Raw genomic sequence first — 24,451 nt, forward strand, 5'->3', positions numbered from 1 at the left:
CATGAAAAAAATCGACGAGATTTTTCACGGACTCCCTTTCCTCGACGAGCCGTTCAAATCGGACCTGCTGCTGACGCTGATCGGCCGGGTGCGAAAAATCCTGGGCGACGACATCGTCGGTCCCGCCATCGACGCCGACTGGCTCGATCCCGATCAAGCCCTGAAGCTTCGAGGCGCCGCCGGCATCGGTTGCGATCTCCCGTTGCTCCCGCTCTCCGCCCTGCAATTGCAGCAGGTGCGATCGGCGCGCGCGAGCATCGTCGAAGCGGCGCCCGAATGGCAGCGGCTGATCCTGTTCCCGGTGAAATACCACCGGCTCGACAGCAGCGACGTGATCGGGTGCTCGTGCTACGCGACACCGCAACGCGTGTTCCTCTCCGACGCCGCATTCGCCACGCCACGAGAACTCTGCGAGCAGATCATCCACGAGCATTGCCATAACTGGATGTACTTCCTCGAGGAACTGATGCCGTTTCATCGAATCGACTACCGGGAAGTCTTCGTCCTGCCTTCCGGAACCGCCAATCGCAATCCGACGGAAGTCATCGGCGCGGCGCACGTCGCCGCGACGCTCGCGCATTGGTACGCGAGGCAGGCCGATGCGCCGTCGCAACGGCGCGTCCGCGACCTGCTCACTTATCTGGACGGCTGCGTCGGCATTCTGCGCGCGCTGCCGCACGATTCATTGCTTCCGGCCGGCGCCGAAATCGCGTCGCTCCTTGCCCGATCCAATGAACGATTCCCCAGGAGAGGCGATCTTGTTTCGTGAAATTGCTCCGTCACTGTGGCAGTGCTGGCCCGTGTTCATTTACCGGCAGGTGCTCGACGACGCGGCCGAGATCAACGCGCGGCTCGCCGACGCGATCTCGAAGCGCGCGTCGACCGAGCCGAGCGCGAAGGCCAGCAACGCCGACGCATGGCAATCCGCGGCGGACTTCTTCGGTCACGACGACGCCGACAGGACGTTCCTCGTCGAGCGCATCACCACCGCGATGCGCCAGATGAACCGGCTGTCCGGCATCACCACCGACGACTTCGACGTCATCCTGGAAGGGTGGAGCGTCATCAATCGCGCGGGGCATCACCACAACCATCACATCCACCACAGCTCGGTCTGGTCCGGCGTGTATTACGTTCGCACCCCGGCCGGCTGCGCATCCGCCGCGCGAGACGGCGCGATCGAATTCATCGACCCTCGCCATGCCGCGCCCGTGACCGCGCGCAGCATCCGGACGATCCGCCCGGTCGGCGGATCGCTGCTGCTGTTCCCGAGCTGGCTCGAGCACTGGGTGCATCCTCACTACGAGGCCGGCGAGCGCATCTGCGTGCCGTTCAACATCTACCTGATGCCGAGGATGAGCCGATGATCGACCTGATACTCGAATGGCCCACCTACATCCTGTCGGGAACGATGCCGCCGGATGCGCTGGCCGCCGCCCAAAAGCGCGCCGCCGATCCGGCCGGCATCCTGCGTCTCGAGGACGCGATCGGCCCGATCGTCGCGGACGCGCCGCACGCGCGGGCGCTCGGCGACGCCGAACTCCGCGAGCCGCGGATCGAGACCTGGTCCGCAGGACACCTCGAAGCGCTGTGCGACGACATGCCCGACGCGACGCACATCGTCATCGTCGTGCTCGACGTGTCGAGCGACGAGGCCGCGCCACCGGCGAATTATTCGGGCACCTTGATGATCCGCGACCCCCGCGCGGGCTGCGCCAGCGTCTTCGTTCCCGGCCTGCCGTATGGCCGGCCGTTCGAATTCGTCGCGCGGCCCGGCGCATACGTCTGCTACCCGGCATGGCTGCGCTGCGCGGTTCTCCCCGTCAACGCCGGTCACGAGATCCGCCTGTTGCGCGCCAAACTGGTCATGAAGCGGCCCGGCGCGCACGATCGGCCCGAGCACCGTCAACTCGATCTCGACGGGCGCCCGGACGTAAACGACATCGAACGCGCCGACCGTTCGCGCGCCTCGGCATGAACGCCAATCGAATCCTGAAGATCCTGAAGATCGAATCGATCTCGGTCAACGTGACGCGGCTCCAGATCGGCCTCGTCTGCGTCGGGCTCGCCAGCGACGCGTTCCGTTACGCGTTCGCATGGTGGGTTCTGAAGATCAACGGCTCGGTGGTCGAATTCGGCAGCCTGCTCGCCGCGATGACCTTCGCCCAGACCACGTCGACGCTCGGCGTGGGCGCCCTCGGCGACATGTGGAATCCGATGAAGGTGCTGCGATCGGCCGTGTGCCTTCAGGGCGCGACGATTGCGATCCTCGCGGCGTGGGCCGGATTCGGTCCGTATCATTTCCCGCTCGCGATGCTCTTGTCGATCGTCCTGTCGCTGTTCGTCGGCGCGATCGAACCGTTGACCAACGTTGCGATCGCGTCCATCGCGCCGGCGGGGCAGGTCACGCGAGTCATGGCGCAACGGGGCGCGCTCGCAAGCGGAACGAAGCTGCTGGGCCCGCTCATGGCGGGCGCAATGGTGTCGGTCTTCGGCGCGGCCGGAACCCTGCTCGCCTCGGCGGCATTCGCCGGCGCCTCCTGCTTGATCTTCGTTCCGCTTCGAATCGACGACGACAATCGCGCCGAGCAGCCCGGCGCGATGTCGTTTCTCTCGTCATGGGCGCGCAAGACCGCCGCCGGCCTCCGCACCTTCTATCAAGTGAAGGTCGACTTCTATTTTTGCGTCATGACGTGCATGGCGAACTTCGCGCTCCCCGCGTTTTTTCTGGTCGCGCTTCCTTACCTGGTCATTCAGGTGCTCAACTTCCCCGCCAGCATGCTCGGCATCTTCGACGGCATTTTTTGCGCCGGCATGTTCGTCGGAGGCATGCGCGTGGTGATGTGGCTCAACCGGGCCGTCGGCAAGCAGCATGCCGTGTTTCTGTCGATGGCCGCGCTCGCCGCGATGATCTTTTCGTTCACCGTCACGCGTCAGCCCGTCGTCATGAGCGGCGCATTGTTCATCGGCGGGATGTTCATGATGACGATCTTCGTCAATATCGGCGGACTGCGCGCGGTGGCCACGCCGAAGCACTATCGCACCCGCATGTTCGCCACCGCATCGTTTCTCGTCTCTCTTTCGATCACGCCCGGAATCGCTTTCGTCACGTTCGCCACGCAACGCGCGGGAATCGACGCGGCGCTCGGATCGATCGCGGGCATCTGCATCGTGTCGGCGGTCGCGATCTACTTCATTCCGAACTCGCGCAAGGTTCTCGAGATGACCGAGCGCGACGCCGAAAACGCGTATCAGCGGCTATATCCCGCTGCGTTCCTCAAGCCTGACGCCGGCGGCCGCGAGATGGCCGGCTGACGGATCAGCCTGGCAGGCAATCCGGTTCGCCACTCCATCGACCCATACCATGAGCCCGAACTCCCTGGAAATCATCTTTGCGCAAAGCATCCTGCCTCATGCATTCTTCGCCGCCTTGCGCGTCGGCTTGTATTCGGCGCTCACGCGCGCGCCGGCGCCGGCGGAGGCGATCGCGCGGAAGCTCGGGCTATCGCGGCGCGCGGCCAGCGTGCTGCTCGACTCGCAGGTCCTGATCGGGCTCGTCGAACGGGATTCGGACACGCGCTATAGCGCGAGCGAAGAAGCCGCGACGTTCCTGCATCCGGACGGGACGGGCTATTGCGCGGCCATCTACGACAAGTGGCTCCAAGCGCTGCGCAACCTCGATTCGGCATTGCGGGACGACGCGCCCGCGATCGACGTCACGTCTGCGGCCTTTCAGCCCGAGTGGGTTCATTATGCGAGAAAGAGCCTGGTGTCCTGGCCGGACGAAGCGAGACTCGCGATGCAGGATTGGAGCGACCTCGTTGCTCGAGGCCAGGTGCGTCCCGACAGCCACGTCGCCTACTTCGCGAGCGGCGCGGGGGTATTCGGCATGGCGCTCGCGCAATTTTCCGAGCGCTGCCGCGTCGTGCTGCTCGATCGGCCCGACGTCCTGAGCGTCGCGCGGCGCGTCGCGTCGCTGATGCGCGTCGGCGAGCGCGTGCAATGCCATCCGTTCGAATTGCGGCGAGCAGCCCGCGAGGACGATCGCCGTGCGCCGCTGCCCGCGGTCGACATGGCGATATTCCGCGAAACGCTCCACTATCTTCCGCCCGACGAAGTCCGGATGCTGCTCGAGCGGGCCCGGAACACGTTCGAGCACGTCGACAAGATGCTCGTCATCAATCGATTCCTGAACGACGCGCGCACCGGGCCCCGCCCCTGCTTCATCGACAACGCGTACATGGCCGCCACCTCGCCGCACCGGGAAAGCTACACCGAGTCCGAAATCGGATCGATCTTCTCGGATGCCGGCTATCCGGTACGCACGCAGATCAACGAACGAACCTGGCTCTTCTCTCGCTAGTCCCCATCGATCCACTCACTGCTTCGGCTGCCACCATGAACGCATCCAACGTCTACAGCAATTTCTACAAAGTCGAGCGAACGGGCGGAGATCATCTGAGCGACGGCGGAGGGCCGTTCGGCTTCGACATCACCGTGGCGCTCCAGGCCGATTACCTCATTCGCTTCCATCGATGCGACGCCATACTGGAAACCGGCAGCTTCCGCGGCGACACAACGGCCTATCTCAGCCACGCTTACCCAGACCTGCCCGTCTTGACCTGCGACATCGATCCCGACAACGCGAAGTTCGCGCAAGTCCGGTTGCGCGCGCAGGCAAACGTCACCGCCACACATGCGGATTCCCGCGAATTTCTCCGCCGCCATCTGCCGAAATATCAGCGCCCCTTCGTCTATCTCGACGCGCACTGGTACGACGATTGGCCGCTCGGGCAAGAGCTGGAGCTGATCGATCACGGCGTGATCTGCATTGACGACTTCGATATCGGGCACCCGCGATTCGCATTCGATCACTACGACGACGTGGTGTGCGGGCCCGACATATTGAAGCCGCATCGCAGCCGAATCCCGTTTTTCTATACGAACAACCCGCTCGGGAAATACCCGTTTCCCTGCCTGCAGATCGGCCGCCGAAGCGGCAAGGCGTACATGGAAATCGGCATGGGGGATTCGGCGTTGTCGCAAAGCGACTGGTTTCTGAAGCGGGAAAACTAGGACGCCGCCATCGACATCGTGATCGCCGATCCCATGCGCTCGTCGAACCTCCGCATCCGCGGTTCTCGGCAGCTCGCCCGTCCGGAGCGATCGCGGGCGCGCGACGTGGCGGCCCCGTGCGTGATCGCCGCCGTCTTCTTCGAACGCGGCTCGAGCCCGGCGGAACGCAGCGCGATGCGCGCATCCGCGTCGTCCGCGCCTTCCGCCGCTTCATCGTCGTCCGCCTGCGGCACCGGGATTCGATCGGGCAGCGACCGGCGCGCGGATCAAACGCTTCGACGTCGACGCCGAAAACTGCCGTTCGGGAAAGCGTCGCCCCGAAGCAGTCATCCGGGAAGCGCTCGGCACGAACGCCGAGCCACGGCATCCGGCCGCAGGCGCCATCTTCCCGCACACGCGCGAGGTGAACCGCGATCGGAAGTCGAGGCTCGGCCGCGTCGACCGGCAGCGAATCGGCGCGCTCATCGCGCCCCCCACCGCCTTCAATCGCAATCGGACCACGCCCCATGAAACTGCCCCCGCTCGTCACGAGACGCCCGCCGTTATCCCGCGAGGAATTGTCCCGCTACAGCCGGCACATCCTGCTTCCCGAGATCGGCCTGCAAGGTCAGCAGCGCCTCAAGGGAAGCCGGGTGCTCGTCGTGGGCGCGGGCGGGCTCGGCTCGCCCGTGCTGCTCTATCTCGCGGCGGCGGGCGTCGGTACGCTCGGCATCGTCGATTTCGATCGCGTGGATATCTCCAATTTGCAGCGGCAAGTCATCCACCGAATGTCGACGGTCGGCCGTTTGAAGACCGACAGCGCACGCGACGCGATTCTCGATCTGAATCCGCATGTCGACGTGCGCGCTCACGACGAACGGCTCGACAACGACAACGCCGTGCCGTTGTTCCGGCAATACGACATCGTCGTCGACGGCACCGACAATTTCGCGACCCGCTACCTGGTCAACGACGCCTGCGTCCTGGCCGACAGGCCGTATGTCTGGGGATCGATCTATCGCTTCGAGGGGCAGGCGTCGGTGTTCTGGGAAGCGGCGCCGGGCGGCATCGGCGTCAATTACCGCGATCTGTATCCCGAGCCGCCGCCGCCGGAACTGGCGCCGTCGTGCTCGGAAGGCGGCGTGCTCGGCGTGCTGTGCGCATCGATCGCGTCGATCATGGCGACCGAAACCGTCAAGCTCATCACGGGTGCGGGTGATTCGCTGCTCGGCCGGCTTGCGGTCTACGACGCGCTGGAGATGCGCTGCCGGTTCCTGCCGCTGCGGCGTGCGCCCGGGCGCCAGCCGATCACGGCGCTCGCCGATTATCGGCACTTCTGCAATCCCGCCGTGCGGCAGCCGCCGAACGGGGAGACGATCGCACCCGGCGTCGACGTTGCGGAACTCAAGCGCTTGCTGGACGCCGGCGCGCCGCTCGAGCTCATCGACGTGCGCGAGCCGAACGAGTGGGATCTCGTTCGCATTCCGGGCGCGCGGCTCGTCCCGAAACAGCAGATGCTCGCCGGCGGCATGACGACGCTCGACAAATCTCGGCGAACCGTCATCTACTGCAAAGGCGGCGCCCGCTCGCAAGAAGTCGTGCAGGCGATGCGGCGCGCCGGTTTCACGGACGTCAGCAATCTCGACGGAGGCGTGCTCGCCTGGGTCCGCCTGATCGATCCGTCGCTGCCGTCATATTGAGCGCGTCGGGCGTCGACGCAACCGTTGCGATGCAGACGAATCCGGCGCGCGACGCCGACGCATTGCGGCCGGGGCGCGCGCGAAGGCACATGCAGAGCGTTCGCGCGGCCGAAACAACTGCGGAAGGCATCGGTCGGCAACCTCGCCGTGTTGCCGACGCCCCCGCTTCCCGCCCAACCGATTCCCTTTTCTTGCCCGCCATGACTATTACGATTCAGATTCCGACCATCATGCGCTCGCTGACGCGCGATCAGAAATACGTCGAAGCGCACGGCCAGACCGTCATCGAAGCCATCGCCCACCTCGAGCGGAACTACCCGGGCCTGCAACGACGACTGATGCAGGGCGATCAACTGCATCGCTTCGTCAACATCTATGTCAACGACGACGACATCCGCTTCAACGGCGGCCTTTCTGCTCGTCTGAGGGACGGGGATACGATCACCATCCTGCCGGCCGTGGCCGGCGGCTAGCCCGCGCCGCGACGCACTGCCAACAAAAAAGCCCGCAACCACGAGGGCTGCGAGCTTTCTGGCTACCGCTTCGAAGAGAGACGGTCGGGGCGTCTCAGAACGGAATGTCGTCATCCATCTCGTCGAAACCGCCGCCCGCCGGCGCGCTGGGGCGGCTCGCGCCACCGCCACCGCCGCCGTTGCGCGCGCCCGCCGCGCCGCCGCCCGACGCGCGACCACCGCCACCGCTGCGCTCCGTATCGCGGCCGCCGCCGTAACCACCGCCGCCGTAGCCGCCTTCGTCACCGCCGCCGCCCGAACCGCCGCGGCCGCCGAGCATCTGCATCTGGTCCGCGACGATTTCGGTCGAGTAACGGTCCTGGCCGTCCTGGCCTTGCCACTTGCGCGTGCGGATGCGGCCCTCGATGTACACCGACGAGCCCTTCTTCAGATACTCGCTGACGATCTCGGCAAGGCGGCCGAAGAACGCGACGCGGTGCCATTCGGTCATTTCCTTGAATTCGCCGGACGCCTTGTCCTTGTAGCGATCGGTCGTCGCGAGGCGGATGTTCGCCACCGCGTCGCCGCTCGGCAGATAACGCACTTCGGGATCGGCGCCGAGATTGCCGACGAGAATGACCTTGTTGACGGATGCCATGTGTTTCTCCAGTTGATTCGATGCCAAACAGCGCGGCAAAACCGTTCACGGCTTCATCGGCCGGCGTGTGCCGGAGCGGCAACACGCCGTGCGCTTCGAAGGGCGTTCGCGTGTCAGGCTTTGCGCGGCGGCTGTTTCATGCCGGCCGCGATTATAAGCCACACGGCTACGAGCGCCGAGCACGCGAAAAACACCGTGTCCGCGCCGCCGTGCTTCAGCAGCACGCCGCCGACCACGCCGCCCAACGCGAGCCCGATCGACTGCGTCGTGTTATACACGCCCGTGGCCGCGCCCTTGCGCGAACCCGGCGCGAGCTTCGACACGAGCGACGGCTGCGACGCCTCCAGAATGTTGAAGCCCAGGAAGTAGACGAACAGGATTGCCGCGACAATCAATATCGTATGCGTTGCCATGCCGAGCAACAGTTGGCCGATCAGGATAGCCGCAATTCCGCCCAATAGCACGGGCTTCATCTTTCCCTGTTTTTCCGCGACGATGATGGCCGGCACCATCATCACGAACGCGAGCCCCATCACCGGCAGATAGACCTGCCAGTGCGACGCGACGGGCAGCCCGCCGTCGACGAGAAGGCGCGGCACGACGAGAAAGAGCGCGGTCTGCGTCGCGTGCAGCACGAGCACGCCGAAGTTCAGGCGCAGCAGCTCGACGTTGTGCAGCACTTCGGCGAACGGAGCCGGCACGTGCACGGGCCGCGGCGCGTCCGGCACGACCCAAAGCACGACGCCGATCGCCGCGATCGACAGCGCGCCGACGATCGCGAAGAGCCCGCTCATTCCGACCCAGTGGAACACGATCGGCGCGCCGACGATCGCGACCGCGAACGACATGCCGATCGAGCCGCCCACCATCGCCATCGCCTTCGTTCGGTTGTGCTCGGACGTCAGATCCGCGATGAACGCGAGCACCGCCGACGATACCGCCCCCATTCCCTGGATGACCCGGCCGACGATGATCCACGTGATGTCGTGCGCGAACGCCGCGACGAAGCTGCCGAGCGCGAAGATCAGCAGGCCCGCGGCGATCACCGGCTTGCGCCCGAACTTGTCCGACGCCCAGCCGTAAAAAATGTAAAGCAGCGATTGCGTGACGCCGTAAGCGCCGAGCGCGATGCCGACGAGCACGACGTTGTCGCCGCCCGGGATCGTCTTCGCGTAGACGGAGAACACCGGCATGATCATGAACAGACCGAGCATGCGCAGCGCGAAGATCGCCGCGAGCGACGCGGTCGCGCGCAGCTCGGGTGCGCTCATGCGAGTGGAGGTAGCGGACGGATTGGACATCGGGCGTGTGTTCGATTGAATCGGTGGTCCGCCCGCTGCCGGGCGGCGGGAGATCCGGGCCGGCCGCCTGCCGCCGCGCGCCGCCTCGCTGCGGCCCGGGCGTCGCGAAAGCCCGCTGCCGGGTGGCGCGGGAATTGGTTGGGAGCCTGAAACGACGGACTCGAAAAGTCGTTATAGTAGCAGGTTTGGTTCTCTCATCTTCCGCCGGGTTCATGGAACAAATACGTATCCGTGGGGCGCGCACCCACAACCTGAAGAACGTCAATCTCGACCTTCCGCGGCACAAACTGATCGTGATCACGGGCCTCTCCGGCTCGGGCAAATCGTCGCTCGCGTTCGACACGTTGTACGCCGAAGGCCAGCGGCGCTACGTCGAGAGCCTGTCGGCGTATGCGCGCCAGTTCCTGCAGTTGATGGAGAAGCCGGACGTCGACCTGATCGAGGGCCTGTCGCCCGCGATCTCGATCGAGCAGAAGGCGACGTCGCACAATCCCCGCTCGACGGTCGGCACCGTCACCGAAATTCACGACTATCTGCGGCTTTTGTACGCACGCGTGGGCACGCCGTACTGCCCGGATCACGAGATCCCGCTCGAGGCGCAGAGCGTGTCGCAGATGGTCGACGCGGCGCTCGCGCTGCCCGAGGAAACCAAGCTGATGATCCTCGCGCCCGTCGTCGCGAACCGCAAGGGCGAGCATGCGGAGCTGTTCGAGGAAATGCAGGCGCAGGGCTTCGTGCGCTTTCGCGTCCGCTCGGGCGGCGGCGCGGCGAACGAAGGCGTCGCGAAGATCCACGAAGTCGATTCGCTGCCGAAGCTCAAGAAGAACGACAAGCACACGATCGACGTCGTCGTCGATCGCCTGAAGGTTCGCCCGGACATGAAGCAGCGGCTCGCCGAATCGTTCGAGACCGCGCTGCGCCTGGCCGACGGCCGCGCGATCGCGCTCGAGATGGACACCGACCGCGAACACCTGTTCAGCTCGAAGTTCGCGTGCCCGGTGTGCTCGTACTCGCTGCAGGAGCTCGAGCCGCGCCTGTTCTCGTTCAACAACCCGATGGGCGCGTGCCCCGAATGCGACGGCCTCGGCCAGATCACGTTCTTCGATCCGAAGCGGGTCGTCGCGCACCCGTCGCTGTCGCTCGCGGCGGGCGCGGTGAAGGGCTGGGACCGGCGCAACCAGTTCTACTTCCAGATGCTGCAGAGCCTCGCGGCGTTCTACGATTTCGACATCGACACCGCGTTCGAGGACTTGCCCGAGAAGATCAAGAAGATCCTGCTGTACGGCTCGGGCAAGCAGACGATCCCGTTCTCGTACATCAACGAGCGCGGCCGCACGACGATCCGCGAGCACGTGTTCGAAGGGATCATCCCGAACCTCGAGCGACGCTACCGCGAGACCGATTCGGCCGCGGTGCGCGAGGAGCTCGCGAAGTATCAGAACAACCAGCCGTGCCCGTCGTGCGACGGCACGCGCCTGCGCCGCGAGGCGCGCTTCGTGCGCGTCGGCCAGGGCGACTACGCGCGCGCGATCTACGAAGTGAGCGGCTGGCCGCTGCGCGACGCGCTCGGCTACTTCGACGGCCTCACGCTCGACGGCGCGAAGCGCGAGATCGCCGACAAGGTGATCAAGGAAATCGTCGCGCGGCTCACGTTCCTGAACAACGTCGGCCTCGACTACCTGTCGCTCGAGCGCAGCGCGGAAACGCTGTCGGGCGGCGAGGCGCAGCGCATCCGGCTCGCGTCGCAGATCGGCTCGGGCCTCACCGGCGTGATGTACGTGCTCGACGAGCCGTCGATCGGCCTGCACCAGCGCGACAACGACCGCCTGATCGCGACGCTCAAGCACCTGCGCGACCTCGGCAACTCGGTGATCGTCGTCGAGCACGACGAGGACATGATCCGCACGGCCGATTACGTCGTCGACATGGGCCCGGGCGCGGGCGAGCACGGCGGCGCGATCGTCGCCGAAGGCACGCCGAAGCAGGTTCAGGCGAACGGCGATTCGCTGACGGGCCAGTACCTCGTCGGCAAGCGCACGATCGAGTATCCGGACGAGCGAATCGGGCCCGATCCCGAGCGGATGCTGCGCATCGTCGACGCGCACGGCAACAACCTGAAGCACGTCGACCTCGATCTGCCCGTCGGCCTCTTGACCTGCATCACCGGCGTATCGGGCTCCGGCAAGTCGACGCTCATCAACGACACGCTGTACAACGCGGTCGCGCGCCACCTGTACGGCTCGGCCACGGAGCCGGCGCCGCACGAGTCGATCGAGGGCCTCGAGCACTTCGACAAGGTGATCAACGTCGACCAATCGCCGATCGGCCGCACGCCGCGCTCGAACCCGGCCACCTACACGGGCGTCTTCACGCCGATCCGCGAGCTGTTCGCGGGCGTGCCGGCGTCGAAGGAACGCGGCTACGATCCGGGCCGCTTCTCGTTCAACGTGAAGGGCGGGCGCTGCGAGTCGTGCCAGGGCGACGGCGTGCTGAAGGTCGAGATGCACTTCCTGCCGGACGTCTACGTGCCGTGCGACGTCTGCCACGGCAAGCGCTACAACCGCGAGACGCTCGAAGTCCAATACAAGGGCAAGAACATCAGCGAAGTGCTGGAGATGACGGTCGAGCACGCGTACGGGTTCTTCGGCGCGGTGCCCGTCGTCGCGCGCAAGCTGAAGACGCTGCTCGACGTCGGCCTGGGGTACATCCGGCTCGGCCAGTCGGCCACGACTTTGTCCGGCGGCGAGGCGCAGCGCGTGAAGCTGTCGCTGGAGCTCTCCAAGCGCGACACGGGCCGCACGCTGTACATCCTCGACGAGCCGACGACCGGCCTGCACTTCCACGACATCGCGCTCTTGCTCGAAGTGATCCACCGGCTGCGCGACCAGGGCAACACGGTCGTGATCATCGAGCACAACCTCGACGTGATCAAGACGGCCGACTGGGTGATCGATCTCGGGCCGGAAGGCGGCGCGGGCGGCGGCCAGATCATCGCGCAAGGCACGCCCGAGCAGATCGCGAAGACGAAGGCGAGCTTCACCGGCAAGTACCTCGCGCCGCTCCTCAAGCGCGGCAAGTAAGCGGGACGCGGCCGCCGGGCGCAACGTCCGGCGGCCGCCCGGCTCGCGCGCGGCGCGCGGCGCCGTGCCGGCCTCGCGCGGCCGATACGGCGCTACATTCTTCCTTACAAGATCCTAATATTTAGGTCGATAATCGTTGCTATACTTCGCGGCGATACAGGGTTACGCCCGCTTGCGGCCACAAGCGCGCCGAGTAGCCTCCGAATACAGGGATAGTCATGGAGAAGCAATCTGAGCCGCCGCGCGAGCCGCAGACGCGGGAGCCGCACCTGCGCAGCGTCCGGCTGACGAGCGATTTCAGCCTGCCGAAGCTTTCGGCGATCGAGATCGGCAGCTACCTCCTCGCCCTCGTCGGCCTGTGGCTCGTCCTGCACCTGAAGCTGCTCGGCGGCCTCTTGGCCGGCCTGCTCGTCTATCAGCTCGTCCACATGATCGCGCCCGCGATCGAACGCCACATGTCGAGCCAGCGCGCGCGCTGGCTCGCGGTCGTGCTGCTGTCGGCCGCGATCGTCGGCGGGCTCGCGAGCCTCACGATCGCGGTCATCGAGCATTTCGAGCACACCGTGCCGAACGCGCAGAATCTGCTCGGCCAGGTGATGCAGATCATCGACCAGGCGCGCACCCGCACCCCCGAGTGGATCGCGAACCTGCTGCCCGTGGACGCCGAGCAGATGCGCGCGAAGGCGGCGGGCCTGATGAACAAGCACATGGATCAGTTGCAGCAAGGCGGCAAGAGCGTCGCGCGCGGGTTCGGGCATGTGCTGTTCGGGATGATCATCGGCGCGATGATCGCGATCGGCGTCGATCGCCACAAACCGCGCCAGCCGCTGTCGACCGCGCTCGTCACGCGGATCTCGCGCTTCGCCGACGCGTTCCGCCGGATCGTGTTCGCGCAGATCAAGATCTCGGCGCTCAACGCGTTCTTCACGGCGATCTACCTGCTCGCCGCGCTGCCGGTCTTCCATCAGCGGCTACCGCTGTCGAAGACGCTCGTGCTCGTCACCTTCATCGCGGGCCTGCTGCCCGTCGTCGGCAATCTGATCTCGAACACGCTGATCGTCGCGGTGTCGCTGTCGGTCAGCATGGGCACGGCGATCGCGTCGCTCGTGTTCCTCGTCGTGATCCACAAGCTCGAATACTTCCTGAACGCGAGGATCATCGGCGGGCAGATCGAATCGCGCGCATGGGAGCTGCTGCTCGCGATGCTCGTGATGGAAGCCGCGTTCGGCGTGCCCGGCGTGATCGCCGCGCCGATCTTCTATGCGTACATCAAGCGCGAGCTGATCTACTTGCGGCTCATCTGAGCGGCGCGCGCCGCGCGGCCGTCCGGCGGGATGCGTCGGCGAATTCCGTTGCGGGCGCGAACGCTGTAGCGAACGCATCGTCGCGAACGCGCCCGCGCAGACGCCGCGTCGCGCGAACGCGTCATCGCGAACGCGCCGCGGCGAACCCAAAGAAGGCAAAGGCCGCGTCCGTCACCGGACGCGGCCTTCTTTATTTCGGTCGCGGTTCGGCCGCGGCGAGGCGGCGCGCGCCTCCCGCAGCCGAGCCGACGCACGCCGACCGGCCGGAAGACGCACGCGGCCCGCTTAGCGGAACACCACCGTCTTCGTGCCGTTCAGCACGATCCGATGCTCGACGTGCCACTTGACCGCGCGCGCGAGCGTCACGCATTCGACGTCGCGGCCGACGGCCGTCAGCTCGTCCGGCGTCATGCTGTGATCGACGCGCTCGACTTCCTGCTCGATGATCGGGCCCTCGTCGAGATCGGTCGTCACGTAGTGCGCGGTCGCGCCGATCAGCTTCACGCCGCGGTCGAACGCCTGGTAATAAGGCTTCGCGCCCTTGAAGCTCGGCAGGAACGAATGATGGATGTTGATCGCGCGGCCGGCGAGCCGCTCGCACATGTTCGACGACAGGATCTGCATGTAGCGCGCGAGCACGACGAGATCGGCCGAATGCTCGTCGATCACCTCGAACACGCGCGCCTCCTGCGCGGCCTTCGCGTCGGCCGACGCGCCCGCGGCGAGCGGGAAGTGATGGAACGGGATGTCGTAGCTCGCGGCGAGCTGATAGAAATCCTTGTGGTTCGACACGATCGCCGAGATCTCGATCGGCAACTGGCCCGTGCGATAGCGGAACAGCAGGTCGTTCAGACAATGGCCGATCTTCGACACGAGGATCACGACGCGCGGCTTCACCGACGCGTCGTGCAGCTCCCAGCGCATCGCGAACTGCTCGGCGAGCGGCGCGAACTCGGCGCGCAGGCCGTCGAGCGCGGCCGCGGCGGGCGCGCCGCCCGTCTGCTCGAAATGCACGCGCATGAAGAATTCGCCGGTGCGGCTGTCGCCGAACTGCGCCGAATCGAGGATGTTGCTGCCGCGCTCGAGCAGGAAGCCCGAGACCGCGTGAACGATGCCGCGCCGGTCCGGGCACGACAGTTTCAGGATAAAGCTGTGATCGGCCGACATGACCGGGACTCCCTTCTCTTACTCTAATCTTGCGAACAATGGATTCGTGCCGCGCTCAGCCGAGCGGCGGCGGCGCGAACAGCGCGTCGAGCCCGCGCGCGTCGTCGTGCGAGATCGCGCGGTGGCGCAGCAGGCTGTCGAGCATCGCGAGGCTCGCGTCGACGGTGGCTTCTCCCGCGCGCAGCCACGCGACGATTTCGTCGACGCCGGCGAGCAGATGCTCGGCGACTTCGCCGTCCTGATTGTGGGGCGCGAAATCGGCGGGCAGCGGCAGATCGTAGACGAAGATCTGCTCGGCCTGCGTGCCTTCCGGCAGCGAGCACAGCACGTGCGCGACGCGGCCGGGAATCGCGCGCGCGGCGAGCTCGGCCGGAATGCCCGCTTCTTCCCAGCATTCCTTCGCGATCGTGTCCTCGATCCCGAGCCCCCAGCCGATGCCGCCCGCGACGACGTTGTCGAGCATGCCCGGATCGGTCGCCTTCGTCGCGCTGCGGCGGCCGAGCCACATCGCGAGCGGCGCCGAAGGCGCGTATTCTACGACGCCGTTCAGATGCACCGCGTACGTCATCGTACCGAAGAAGCGCGACGCCGCCCGCTCGATGTACGCAAGCGGCGGATCGTCGAAACGGTTGCGGATCGCGTAGATCTCGTCGCGCCAGCCGGGAATCGCGCCTTCCGCCGCCAGCGCGCCGATCGGGCTCGCGAGCGCCATGCTGCGCGCGTCGACGCTGTCGTAGCGCGCGGCGAGCTCGACGCATCCCGCCGGAAACTCGAACACGTCGGGCCAGCGCGCAAGGCGCGCGACGTCGTCGCGGCGCAGCCAGCCGACCCGGCGGCCGGCGATCCGGAACGGCACGTGCGCGGCCGGATCGAAGCGGCGCGCGGCGGCGATGCACGGAAACGTCATCGCGCGCTCCGTCAGTCCTTCAGCGCGACACGCAGGCCGAGCGCGATGAACGCCGCGCCCGCGAGCCTGTCGAGCCACACGCCCACGCGCGGGCGGCGCTTGAGCCACGTGCCGATCACGCCCGCGCCGGCGCCGAACACCGAGAACACGATGGCCGTCTGCGCCATGAAGAGCGCGCCGAGCTCGAGCATCTGCAGCGCAACGGGCTGCGCGCCGTGCGGATCGACGAACTGCGGCAGGAACACGACGAAGAAGAGCGTCACCTTCGGGTTCAGCAGGTTGCCGATCACGCTCTGGCGGAAGATCGTCGACAGCGGCTGCGGCGCGCGCTCGTGCGCGGTCGCGAGGCCTTTGCTGCGCAGCGCCTTGATGCCGATCCAGATCAGATACGCGCCGCCCGCGAGCTTGAGCAGATGGAATGCGACGGGCGACGAGCGCAGCAGCGCGGCCACGCCGAACGCGGCGAGCGTCGTATGGAACAGCACGCCCGACGCGAAGCCGAGCGCCGCGACGACGCCGGCCGCGCGGCCTTGCGAGATGCCGCGTGCGAGCACTTGCAGGTTGTCGGGGCCGGGCGCGACGGTAATCGCGATCGACGTGGCGAGGAACAGCATGAAGTTCGGCATCGTGAGCTCGCTTGTATCGGTGGACGATGAACTGGCGTTGACTGCAACTTGAACCGGATGGGCTGACGGCGCGCCGCGCTCAGTGTCCGGAAAATTCGGTCACGGTATAAAGCGGCAGGCCGGCCTGGCGCAGCAGCGCCGAGCCGCCGAGATCCGGCAGATCGACGATCGCCGCGCCTTCGACGACGACCGCGCCGAGCCGCTCGAGCAGGTTCTTGCCCGCCAGCATCGTGCCGCCCGTCGCGATCAGGTCGTCGACGATGACGACGCGCTCGCCCGGCCGGCACGCGTCCTCGTGAATCTCCACGGCCGCGGTGCCGTACTCCAGCGCGTACGACTCGCGCTGCGTCTTGTACGGCAGCTTGCCCGCCTTGCGGATCGGCACGAAGCCCACCGACAGCTCGTACGCGACGATCGGCGCGATGATGAAGCCGCGCGCGTCGAGGCCGGCGATGTAGTCGAGCTTCGCGTCGACGTAGCGCTCGACGAACAGGTCGACGAGCACGCGCAGCGCCTTCGCGCTCTGCAGAAGCGGCGTGATGTCGCGGAACATCACGCCCGGCTGCGGCCAGTTCGGCACCGTGCGGATGCGGCTGCGAATGAACTCGACGGAATCGAGCTGCGCGTCCGACGACGTGGACATCATGAAAATCTCCGAAAAAAACGGCGCCGGAATCTCGCGCCGCCCGCCGATCGCTCGACTACCCCAAAACCACGCCAAAAAATCAGCGGCCGCGCGGCCTCATGCCGCGGCGGCCGATCCGCCGTCGCGCCGGTGCCGCGACAGCCGCTCCTCGGCCTCCGCGAGCGCTTCCGGCAGCCCGCGAAGCACGACGATGTCGCTCGCGCGCAGCTTCGTCTCGGGGTCGGGCTCGACGCCGCGAATCCCGTGCCGGCGGATCGCGGTCACCTCGAGGCCGAGCGCGAACAGCCCCAGCTCGGCCAGCGAGCGGCCGACCGCGTCCGAACGCGCGTCGACGGGCACCGATTGTAGCCGCACCTGCTCGTGGTCGTCGTCGTCCGCGTCGTCCGCGCCGTGGAAGTAGCCGCGCAGCAGGCTGTAGCGCTCGTCGCGCATCTCCTCGACGCGCCGCACGACGCGCCGCATCGGCACGCCCATCAGCACGAGCGTGTGCGACGCGAGCATCAGGCTGCCTTCGACGATCTCCGGGATCACCTCGGTCGCGCCGGCGGCGAGCAGCTTCTCGAGATCGGCGTCGTCGACGGTGCGCACGATCGCGGGCAGCGTCGGCTCGAGCTCGTGCACGTTGTGCAGCACGCGCAGCGCGGACGGCGTGTTCGCGTACGTGACGGCCACGGCCGCCGCGCGGTGGATGCCCGCCGCGAGCAGCGACTCGCGGCGCGCCGCGTCGCCGAACACGACCGATTCGCCCGCCGCGGCGGCGGCCGTCACGCGGTCCGGATCGAGGTCGAGCGCGACGTACGCGATCCCTTCCTGCTCGAGCATCCGCGCGAGGTTCTGCCCGGCGCGGCCGTAGCCGCAAATGATCACGTGGCCCTTCTGCTTGATGCTCTGCGTGGCGATCCGCGTCATCTGCAGCGACTGCTGCATCCATTCGGCCGCGGACAGCCGCATCACGATCCGGTCCGCGTTCTGGATCAGGAACGGCGCGGCAAGCATCGACAACAGCATCGACGCGAGGATCGACTGCAGGAGCGTCGCGTCGACCAGATGCCGATCGAGGATCAGGTTCAACAGCACGAAGCCGAATTCGCCCGCCTGCGCGAGCCCGAGCCCCGTGCGCATCGCGACGCCGGGCGTCGCGCCGAACGCGCGCGCGAGCCCCGTGATCATCACGCTCTTGAGCAGCACCTGGCCGGCGAAGAACGCGAGCACGAGGAACGGATGCCGCCAGATCACGCTCGGGTCGAGCAGCATCCCGGTCGTCACGAAGAAGAGGCCGAGCAGCACGTCGCGAAACGGCTTGATGTCCTCCTCCACCTGATGCCGGTAGGGCGTCTCGGAGATCAGCATCCCGGCGATGAACGCGCCGAGCGCGAGCGACAGCCCGAAGCGGTCGGTGATGAACGCGGCGCCGAGCGTGATGAGCAGCAGGTTCAGCACGAACAGCTCCTGCGAGCGCCGCCGCGCGACGACGTTCATCCAGCGCGTCATGAAGCGCTGGCCGACGATCAGCAGCAGCGCGAGCGCGACGACGATCTTCACCGCCGCGAGCCCGAGCGACATCGCGAGATCCTTCGACGACTCGCCGCCGAACGCGGCGATCACGATGAGCAGCGGCACGACGGCGAGATCCTGAAACAGCAGCACGCCGAAGATGTTGCGGCCGTGCTCGGTCTCGATCTCGAGCCGCTCGGCGAGCATCTTCGAGACGATCGCCGTCGACGACATCGCGAGCGCGCCGCCGAGCGCGACGCTGCCTTCCCACGTGATATGCATCCAGCGCTCGAAGAGCGCGCCGAGCAGCAGCGCGACCGCGATCGTGCCGAGCACCTGTGCGAGCCCGAGCCCGAACACGAGCCGGCGCATCGCGCGCAGCTTCGACAACGAGAACTCGAGGCCGATCGAGAACATCAGGAACACGACGCCGAATTCGGCGAGGTGCTCGGCGCGCTCGAGATCGGCCGCGAAGCCCAGCGCATGCGGGCCGACCAGGATGCCGACCGTCAGATAGCCGAGCATCGGCGGCAGGTTCAGCGATCGGAACACGACGACGCCCGCCACCGAGGCAAGCAGCAGCAGAAGCGTCATTTCGAGCGGGGAAATCACGGGCGAAGCGTCCTCGTTCGTCGTCGGCGCCGCATGACGGACGCCGGGTTGGGCCGGGAGACTACTCGGGAAGATGGGCGCAAGGGGCCCGGCGCGGCGAACAAACGCCTTTGCTATACTCCGCGCATGATAGCGAAAATCAATGATGATCGGGCGCTCGCGCTCGCCCGCGACGTGCTCGACATCGAGGCGAACGCCGTGCGCGCGCTCGCCGACCAGCTCGACGGCGAATTCGTCGCCGCGGTCGGGCTGCTTCTGAATTGCCGCGGCCGCGTCGTCGTGTCCGGGATCGGCAAATCGGGGCACATCGCCCGCAAGATCGCCGCGACGCTCGCCAGCACCGGCACTCCCGCGTTTTTCGTTCACCCGGCCGAAGCCAGCCACGGCGATCTCGGCATGGTCACCAAGGACGACGTGTTCATCGCGATCTCGAACTCCGGCGAATCGGAGGAGCTCGTCGCAATCCTACCGCTCATCAAGCGCCTCGGCGCGAAGCTGATCGCGATGACGGGCCGCCCGGCGTCGAGCCTCGCGACGCTGTCCGACGTCCACCTGAACGCGGGCGTCGCGAAGGAGGCGTGCCCGCTGAACCTCGCGCCGACGGCCAGCACGACGGCCGCGCTCGCGCTCGGCGACGCGCTCGCCGTCGCGGTGCTCGACGCGCGCGGCTTCGGCTCCGACGATTTCGCGCGCTCGCATCCGGGCGGCGCGCTCGGCCGGCGCCTCCTCACGTACGTGCGCGACGTGATGCGCACGGGCGACGAGGTGCCCGCCGTGCCGCTCGGCGCGACGCTCGCCGACGCCCTCTTCCAGATCACCGCGAAGCGGATGGGAATGACGGCCGTCGTCGACGACGCGGGCCGCGTGGCCGGCATCTTCACCGACGGCGATCTGCGCCGCGTGCTCGAGCGCGACGGCGACTTCCGCCGCCTGCCGATCGCCGACGTGATGACGCGCAATCCGCGCACGATAGCGCCGGATCACCTCGCCGTCGAGGCGGTGGAACTGATGGAGCGCCACCGGATCAACCAGATGCTCGTCGTCGACGAGCGGGGCGCGCTGATCGGCGCGCTCAACATGCACGATCTGTTCTCGAAGAAGGTGATTTGATGTCTGCGCCCCCTGTCACGGCGGCCGAGCGCGCGAGCCGCGTGAAGCTGATGATTTTCGACGTCGACGGCGTGCTGACCGACGGCGGCCTCCATTTCACCGCGACGGGCGACACGATGAAGTCGTTCAACACGCTCGACGGCCACGGCGTGAAGCTCCTCGGCGAAGCCGGCGTCGCGACCGCGATCATCACCGGCCGCCGCTCGGAAGCGGTCGCCGCGCGCGCGAAGGAAATGCGGATCGCGCACCTGCATCAGGGCGTCGAGGACAAGCTCGCCGTGTTCGGCGAGCTGCTGCGCGCGCTCGGCCTCGAGGCCGCCGAGTGCGGCTACATGGGCGACGACTGGCCCGACCTCGCGGTGATGCTGCGCTGCGGCTTCGCGGCCGCGCCGGCGAACGCGCATCCGGACGTGATCGCGCGCGCGCACTGGGTCGCCGAGGCTCGCGGCGGCCACGGCGCGGTGCGCGAAGTGTGCGACACGATCCTGCGCGCGCAGCACCGCTACGACGCGCTGCTCGCGGCCGCCTGCGGAGTCTGAGCGGATGGACGGCAAATTCCGGCTGACTTCGATGATCCCGCTCGTCGCGATGGCGGCGCTCGCGGGCGGCACGTACTGGCTGCTGCAGGCGACGCTGCCGCCGCCCGGCGAGGCGGTCGTGCGGCCGAAATCGCACACGCCCGACTATTTCGCGGACAATTTCTCCGTCACCGAGCTCGACCAGACGGGCTCGACCCAGTACCGGCTGGCGGCGGCGGGCCTCGTCCACTACGAAGACGACGAGACGAGCGACCTGACTCAGCCCGCGCTGCGCGCGTTCCAGCCCGGCAAGCCGACCGTGACCGCGACCGCCAAGCGCGGCGTCGTCAACGGCGACGTGTCGATCGTCGATTTGTATGACGAAGCGCGGATCGTACGCGCGGCGGGCGCGGGCGACCCGCCGATGCAGGCGGATTCCGAGCATTTCCGGGTGTTGGTCAACGACGATGTGATCGAGACCGAAAAGCCGGTTAAACTTCAGCGCGGCCTGTCGATCGCGAACGCCGCCGCCGGGATGAAGTACAACAACGTCACCCGAGTCATCGAACTCTACGGCAACGTGCGCGGCACGATCGCCTCTTCCGACGCGTCCGGCGGCGCTCCAGGCCAACCCAAGTAACTCACCACGCGGGACTGCATGAACGAATCGTTCCCTTGTTTATTCCAGAGCGGCGCACGCCGCGTCGTCCGCGCGGTGCTCGCGGCGGCGCTCGTCGCGGCGCCGCTCGCGGGCGTCGCGCCCGCAGCCCATGCCGAAAAGGCCGACCGCGACAAGCCGATCAACGTCGAAGCGGACAACCTGACCTATGACGACCTGAAGCAGGTCACGGTCGCGACGGGCAACGTCGTCATCACGAAGGGCACGATCCTGATCAAGGGCGACCGCGTCGAGGTGCGCCAGGACGCGCAGGGCTACCAGTACGCGACCGCGACGGCCTCCGGCAAGAAGCACGCATCGTTTCGCCAGAAGCGCGAAGGCCTCGACGAATACATCGACGGCGACGCCGAGCGAATCGACTACGACGGCAAGCAGGATCTGACCACGCTGACGACGAACGCGACCGTGCGCCGCCTGCAAGGCCTGTCCACCGTCGCCGACACGGTTCACGGCAGCGTGATCACCTACGACGGCCAGCGCGACTTCTACACCGCGCGCGGCGGCAAGGACGTCGTCGCGCCGGGCAACCCGGGCGGGCGCGTGCGCGCGATGCTGACGCCGAAGAACAGCGGCCCGGCGCCGCTGTCCGGCGGCCCCGCGCAGCTCTCGCCGTCGAACAGCCTGCAGGGAGCACCGAACCCGTGAACGCGCTCCCCAATCGCCAGCCGGCCGGCACGTCGAGCTCGCTCGTCGTGCGCAACCTGAAGAAGCGCTACGGCTCGCGCACCGTCGTCAAGGACGTATCGCTCGACGTGAAGAGCGGCGAAGTCGTCGGCCTGCTCGGCCCGAACGGCGCCGGCAAGACGACGTCGTTCTACATGATCGTCGGCCTCGTGCCGCTCGACGCGGGCGACATCTCGCTGAACGGCAGCCCGATCAGCCTGATGCCGATCCACAAGCGCGCGTCGCTCGGCCTGTCGTACCTGCCGCAGGAAGCGTCGGTGTTCCGCAAGCTGACCGTCGAGCAGAACATCCGCGCGGTGCTCGAACTGCAGCACGGCGACAACGGCAAGCGGCTGTCCAAGGACGAGATCGGCGCGCGCGCGGAGGCGCTCCTCGAAGAGCTGCAGATCGCGCACCTGCGCGACAATCCGGCGCTGTCGCTGTCGGGCGGCGAGCGCCGCCGCGTCGAGATCGCGCGCGCGCTCGCGAGCAACCCGAGCTTCATTCTGCTCGACGAGCCGTTCGCGGGCGTCGATCCGATCGCGGTGCTCGAAATCCAGAAGATCGTGAAGTTCCTGAAGCAGCGCAATATCGGCGTGCTGATCACCGATCACAACGTGCGCGAGACGCTCGGCATCTGCGATCACGCGTACATCATCAGCGACGGCTCGGTGCTCGCGTCCGGCGCTCCGAAGGAAATCATCGAAAACGAAAGCGTGCGGCGCGTCTACCTCGGCGAGCACTTCCGCATGTGAGCGGCGCGGGACACGATCCCGCGGCCGTCCTTTCCCAGGCGCGATCCGCGCCGTCCCTCCGCACGTTCGGCATGCGCCGGGCGTGCGCATTCGCGCGCCAAGCGTCATCCCGAATGCCTCAACGCGCCGCCCTCGTGGCAAACTTCCGGCATGACTCCCTTTTTGCCATGAAAGCCAGCCTCCAACTCCGCCTGTCGCAGCATCTCGCGCTCACGCCCCAGCTTCAACAGTCGATCCGGCTGCTGCAGCTATCGACGCTCGAACTGCAACAGGAAGTCGCGACGGCGATCGCGCAGAACCCGCTGCTCGAAAACGACGACGACTGGATCGCGAGCCCGCTGCGCGTCGCGGCCGACGGCTCGGTGATCGCGCAGACGCCCGCGTCGCCCGCACCCGAGCCGATGCAGGGCGCGTCGAACGGCACGAGTGCGACGAATGAGCGCACCGAGCGCGACGAGCCCGCCGGCGTCGACGAATACGACAGCTATTCGGCCGACAGCGGCGACGCGAACCAATGGAACCTCGACGACTTCGGCCGCTCGCCCGCCGCCTCCGACGACGACGATCTGCCGCCGATGCAGATCCACGAAACGTCGACCTCGCTGCGCGACCATCTGATGGCGCAACTGCGCGTCACGCAGGCGAGCCCGCGCGATCGCGCGCTCGTCACGTTCCTGATCGAATCGCTCGACGACGACGGCTATCTGGCGGCGCCGCTCGATGAAGTGCTTTCCGATCTGCCGGCGGAGCTCGAAGTCGACGTCGACGAACTGAGCGCGGCGCTCGCGCTCCTGCACAGCTTCGATCCGGCCGGCGTCGGCGCGCGCTCCGCATCCGAGTGCCTGAAGCTGCAGCTGCTGCGCCTCGATCCGTCCCCTACGCGCGCGCTCGCGCTCGATATCGTGTCGCAGCATCTCGAGCTGCTCGCCGCGCGCGATTTCACGCGCTTGCGCAAGCAACTGAAAGCGACCGACGACGAACTGCGCGACGCGCACGCGCTGATCCGCTCGCTCGAGCCGTTCCCCGGCGCGGCGTACGGCAAGGCCGAAGCGGACTACGTGGTGCCCGACATCATCGTGAAGAAGACGGGCCAGAACTGGCAGGCGGAACTCAATCCGGAAGTCGTGCCGCGGCTGCGGATCAACCACCTGTACGCGAACATCCTGCGCAACAGCCGCGGCGATCCGAGCACGGGCTCGCTCAAGCAGCAACTGCAGGAAGCGCGCTGGCTGATCAAGAACATTCAGCAGCGATTCGAGACGATCCTGCGCGTCGCGCAGGCGATTGTCGAACGTCAGAAGAATTTCTTCGCGCACGGCGAAATTGCGATGCGCCCCTTGGTTTTGCGGGAAATAGCTGATACGCTGGGCCTACACGAATCGACTGTCTCCCGTGTGACAACCGGCAAGTACATGCTGACCCCGTTCGGCACACTTGAATTTAAGTACTTCTTCGGATCGCACGTTTCGACAGACACCGGAGGTGCCGCGTCGTCGACGGCCATCCGCGCCCTCATCAAACAACTGATAGGAGCCGAAGACCCCAAATCCCCTCTTTCGGATAGTCGTATAGCCGAGCTGCTAGCGGAACAAGGGTTCGTGGTCGCGCGCCGCACGGTTGCCAAATATCGCGAAGCCCTCAAGATCCCGGCGGTGAATCTGCGCAAGTCTTTGTAGCCCGTCGCCACGCGGCGGGTGTTTTCCGGCCGCCGCATAGTCGACGGC

Annotated in this window: 23 protein-coding genes; 16 read left to right on the forward strand and 7 right to left on the reverse strand. The window is 67.0% G+C overall.

Translation table 11 applies throughout. The features are described 5' to 3' along the window. The first annotated feature begins 1 nt into the window (after position 1). The 8 genes from WT60_RS34535 to WT60_RS35605 all read left to right on the forward strand — a co-directional run bounded on the left by WT60_RS34535 (position 2) and on the right by WT60_RS35605 (position 7,228). Positions 2-769, forward strand: a complete 768-nt coding sequence (locus WT60_RS34535; RefSeq protein WP_038744429.1) for an HEXXH motif-containing putative peptide modification protein — start codon at positions 2-4, stop codon at positions 767-769. Continuing rightward, positions 759-1,367: a TIGR02466 family protein gene (locus tag WT60_RS17395; protein WP_161788635.1), complete on the forward strand. Its 609-nt coding sequence runs from the start codon at positions 759-761 to the stop codon at positions 1,365-1,367. The genes WT60_RS34535 and WT60_RS17395 overlap by 11 nt, the downstream gene beginning before the upstream one ends. Next, positions 1,364-1,978 carry a hypothetical protein gene (locus tag WT60_RS35235; protein WP_060356813.1) on the forward strand — a complete coding sequence of 205 codons (615 nt, stop codon included), beginning with the start codon at positions 1,364-1,366 and terminating at the stop codon, positions 1,976-1,978. The genes WT60_RS17395 and WT60_RS35235 overlap by 4 nt, the downstream gene beginning before the upstream one ends. Further along, the gene (locus tag WT60_RS17400; protein ID WP_059575835.1) at positions 1,975-3,315 is read left to right on the forward strand and encodes an MFS transporter; all 1,341 of its coding nucleotides are present in this window, start codon (positions 1,975-1,977) and stop codon (positions 3,313-3,315) included. Before WT60_RS35235 ends, WT60_RS17400 begins: the two co-directional genes overlap by 4 nt. Before the next feature lie 49 nt (positions 3,316-3,364). Continuing rightward, positions 3,365-4,363 carry a methyltransferase dimerization domain-containing protein gene (locus WT60_RS17405; RefSeq protein ID WP_060356812.1) on the forward strand — a complete coding sequence of 333 codons (999 nt, stop codon included), beginning with the start codon at positions 3,365-3,367 and terminating at the stop codon, positions 4,361-4,363. Between the two features lie 35 nt (positions 4,364-4,398). Continuing rightward, entirely contained in the window at positions 4,399-5,076 is a 678-nt protein-coding gene (locus WT60_RS17410; protein ID WP_060356811.1) for a hypothetical protein, read from the forward strand. A gap of 506 nt (positions 5,077-5,582) precedes the next feature. Further along, on the forward strand, positions 5,583-6,755 hold the full coding sequence (gene moeB, locus WT60_RS17420; protein ID WP_060356809.1) for a molybdopterin-synthase adenylyltransferase MoeB: 1,173 nt from the start codon (positions 5,583-5,585) through the stop codon (positions 6,753-6,755). A 29-nt stretch (positions 6,756-6,784) separates the two neighbouring features. Beyond that, a complete protein-coding gene (locus WT60_RS35605; RefSeq protein ID WP_269434498.1) occupies positions 6,785-7,228 on the forward strand; it encodes a MoaD family protein in 444 nt (147 codons plus the stop codon). A 94-nt stretch (positions 7,229-7,322) separates the two neighbouring features. Here WT60_RS35605 and WT60_RS17430 read toward each other — a convergent pair whose 3' ends face one another. Both WT60_RS17430 and WT60_RS17435 read right to left on the reverse strand, forming a co-directional pair. Beyond that, the gene (locus WT60_RS17430; RefSeq protein WP_059670605.1) at positions 7,323-7,865 is read right to left on the reverse strand and encodes a single-stranded DNA-binding protein; all 543 of its coding nucleotides are present in this window, start codon (positions 7,863-7,865) and stop codon (positions 7,323-7,325) included. 113 nt (positions 7,866-7,978) lie between these two features. After that, complete coding sequence (locus WT60_RS17435) at positions 7,979-9,166, reverse strand: MFS transporter (RefSeq protein ID WP_038744436.1); 1,188 nt, start codon at positions 9,164-9,166, stop codon at positions 7,979-7,981. Positions 9,167-9,378: 212 nt separating this feature from the next. Between WT60_RS17435 and uvrA the strand changes: the two genes are divergently transcribed. Further along, positions 9,379-12,246 (forward strand): excinuclease ABC subunit UvrA, encoded by a 2,868-nt coding sequence (uvrA, locus tag WT60_RS17445; protein ID WP_059575829.1) that lies wholly within the window; start codon positions 9,379-9,381, stop codon positions 12,244-12,246. 218 nt (positions 12,247-12,464) lie between these two features. Further along, a complete protein-coding gene (locus tag WT60_RS17450; RefSeq protein ID WP_038744438.1) occupies positions 12,465-13,550 on the forward strand; it encodes an AI-2E family transporter in 1,086 nt (361 codons plus the stop codon). 285 nt (positions 13,551-13,835) lie between these two features. Here the strand turns inward: WT60_RS17450 and purU are convergent, their stop codons facing one another. The 5 genes from purU to WT60_RS17475 all read right to left on the reverse strand — a co-directional run bounded on the left by purU (position 13,836) and on the right by WT60_RS17475 (position 19,002). Continuing rightward, positions 13,836-14,717, reverse strand: coding sequence for a formyltetrahydrofolate deformylase (gene purU / locus WT60_RS17455; protein ID WP_038744439.1), 882 nt, complete (start codon positions 14,715-14,717; stop codon positions 13,836-13,838). Positions 14,718-14,772: 55 nt separating this feature from the next. Beyond that, positions 14,773-15,624, reverse strand: coding sequence for a DUF4743 domain-containing protein (locus WT60_RS17460; protein ID WP_038744440.1), 852 nt, complete (start codon positions 15,622-15,624; stop codon positions 14,773-14,775). Between the two features lie 11 nt (positions 15,625-15,635). After that, positions 15,636-16,250, reverse strand: a complete 615-nt coding sequence (locus WT60_RS17465) for a LysE family translocator (protein WP_038744441.1) — start codon at positions 16,248-16,250, stop codon at positions 15,636-15,638. Positions 16,251-16,329: 79 nt separating this feature from the next. Then, positions 16,330-16,896 carry an adenine phosphoribosyltransferase gene (locus tag WT60_RS17470; RefSeq protein ID WP_038744442.1) on the reverse strand — a complete coding sequence of 189 codons (567 nt, stop codon included), beginning with the start codon at positions 16,894-16,896 and terminating at the stop codon, positions 16,330-16,332. A gap of 96 nt (positions 16,897-16,992) precedes the next feature. Continuing rightward, positions 16,993-19,002: a monovalent cation:proton antiporter family protein gene (locus tag WT60_RS17475; protein WP_038744443.1), complete on the reverse strand. Its 2,010-nt coding sequence runs from the start codon at positions 19,000-19,002 to the stop codon at positions 16,993-16,995. A 126-nt stretch (positions 19,003-19,128) separates the two neighbouring features. On the opposite strand from WT60_RS17475, the gene kdsD reads away from it, so the two are divergent. The 6 genes from kdsD to WT60_RS17505 all read left to right on the forward strand — a co-directional run bounded on the left by kdsD (position 19,129) and on the right by WT60_RS17505 (position 24,403). Beyond that, entirely contained in the window at positions 19,129-20,112 is a 984-nt protein-coding gene (gene kdsD / locus WT60_RS17480; RefSeq protein WP_038744444.1) for an arabinose 5-phosphate isomerase KdsD, read from the forward strand. Further along, positions 20,112-20,651: an HAD family hydrolase gene (locus tag WT60_RS17485; protein ID WP_060356808.1), complete on the forward strand. Its 540-nt coding sequence runs from the start codon at positions 20,112-20,114 to the stop codon at positions 20,649-20,651. Before kdsD ends, WT60_RS17485 begins: the two co-directional genes overlap by 1 nt. Positions 20,652-20,655: 4 nt before the next feature. Next, positions 20,656-21,270, forward strand: a complete 615-nt coding sequence (lptC, locus tag WT60_RS17490; protein ID WP_038744446.1) for an LPS export ABC transporter periplasmic protein LptC — start codon at positions 20,656-20,658, stop codon at positions 21,268-21,270. Between the two features lie 18 nt (positions 21,271-21,288). Further along, a complete protein-coding gene (lptA, locus tag WT60_RS17495) occupies positions 21,289-21,954 on the forward strand; it encodes a lipopolysaccharide transport periplasmic protein LptA (protein ID WP_059575821.1) in 666 nt (221 codons plus the stop codon). Continuing rightward, complete coding sequence (gene lptB / locus WT60_RS17500) at positions 21,951-22,727, forward strand: LPS export ABC transporter ATP-binding protein (RefSeq protein ID WP_038744448.1); 777 nt, start codon at positions 21,951-21,953, stop codon at positions 22,725-22,727. Before lptA ends, lptB begins: the two co-directional genes overlap by 4 nt. Before the next feature lie 167 nt (positions 22,728-22,894). Continuing rightward, complete coding sequence (locus tag WT60_RS17505; RefSeq protein ID WP_038744449.1) at positions 22,895-24,403, forward strand: RNA polymerase factor sigma-54; 1,509 nt, start codon at positions 22,895-22,897, stop codon at positions 24,401-24,403. The last annotated feature ends 48 nt before the right edge of the window (positions 24,404-24,451 follow it).

This window comes from Burkholderia sp. MSMB617WGS (assembly GCF_001532025.2).
Taxonomy (GTDB): Bacteria; Pseudomonadota; Gammaproteobacteria; order Burkholderiales; family Burkholderiaceae; genus Burkholderia; species Burkholderia savannae.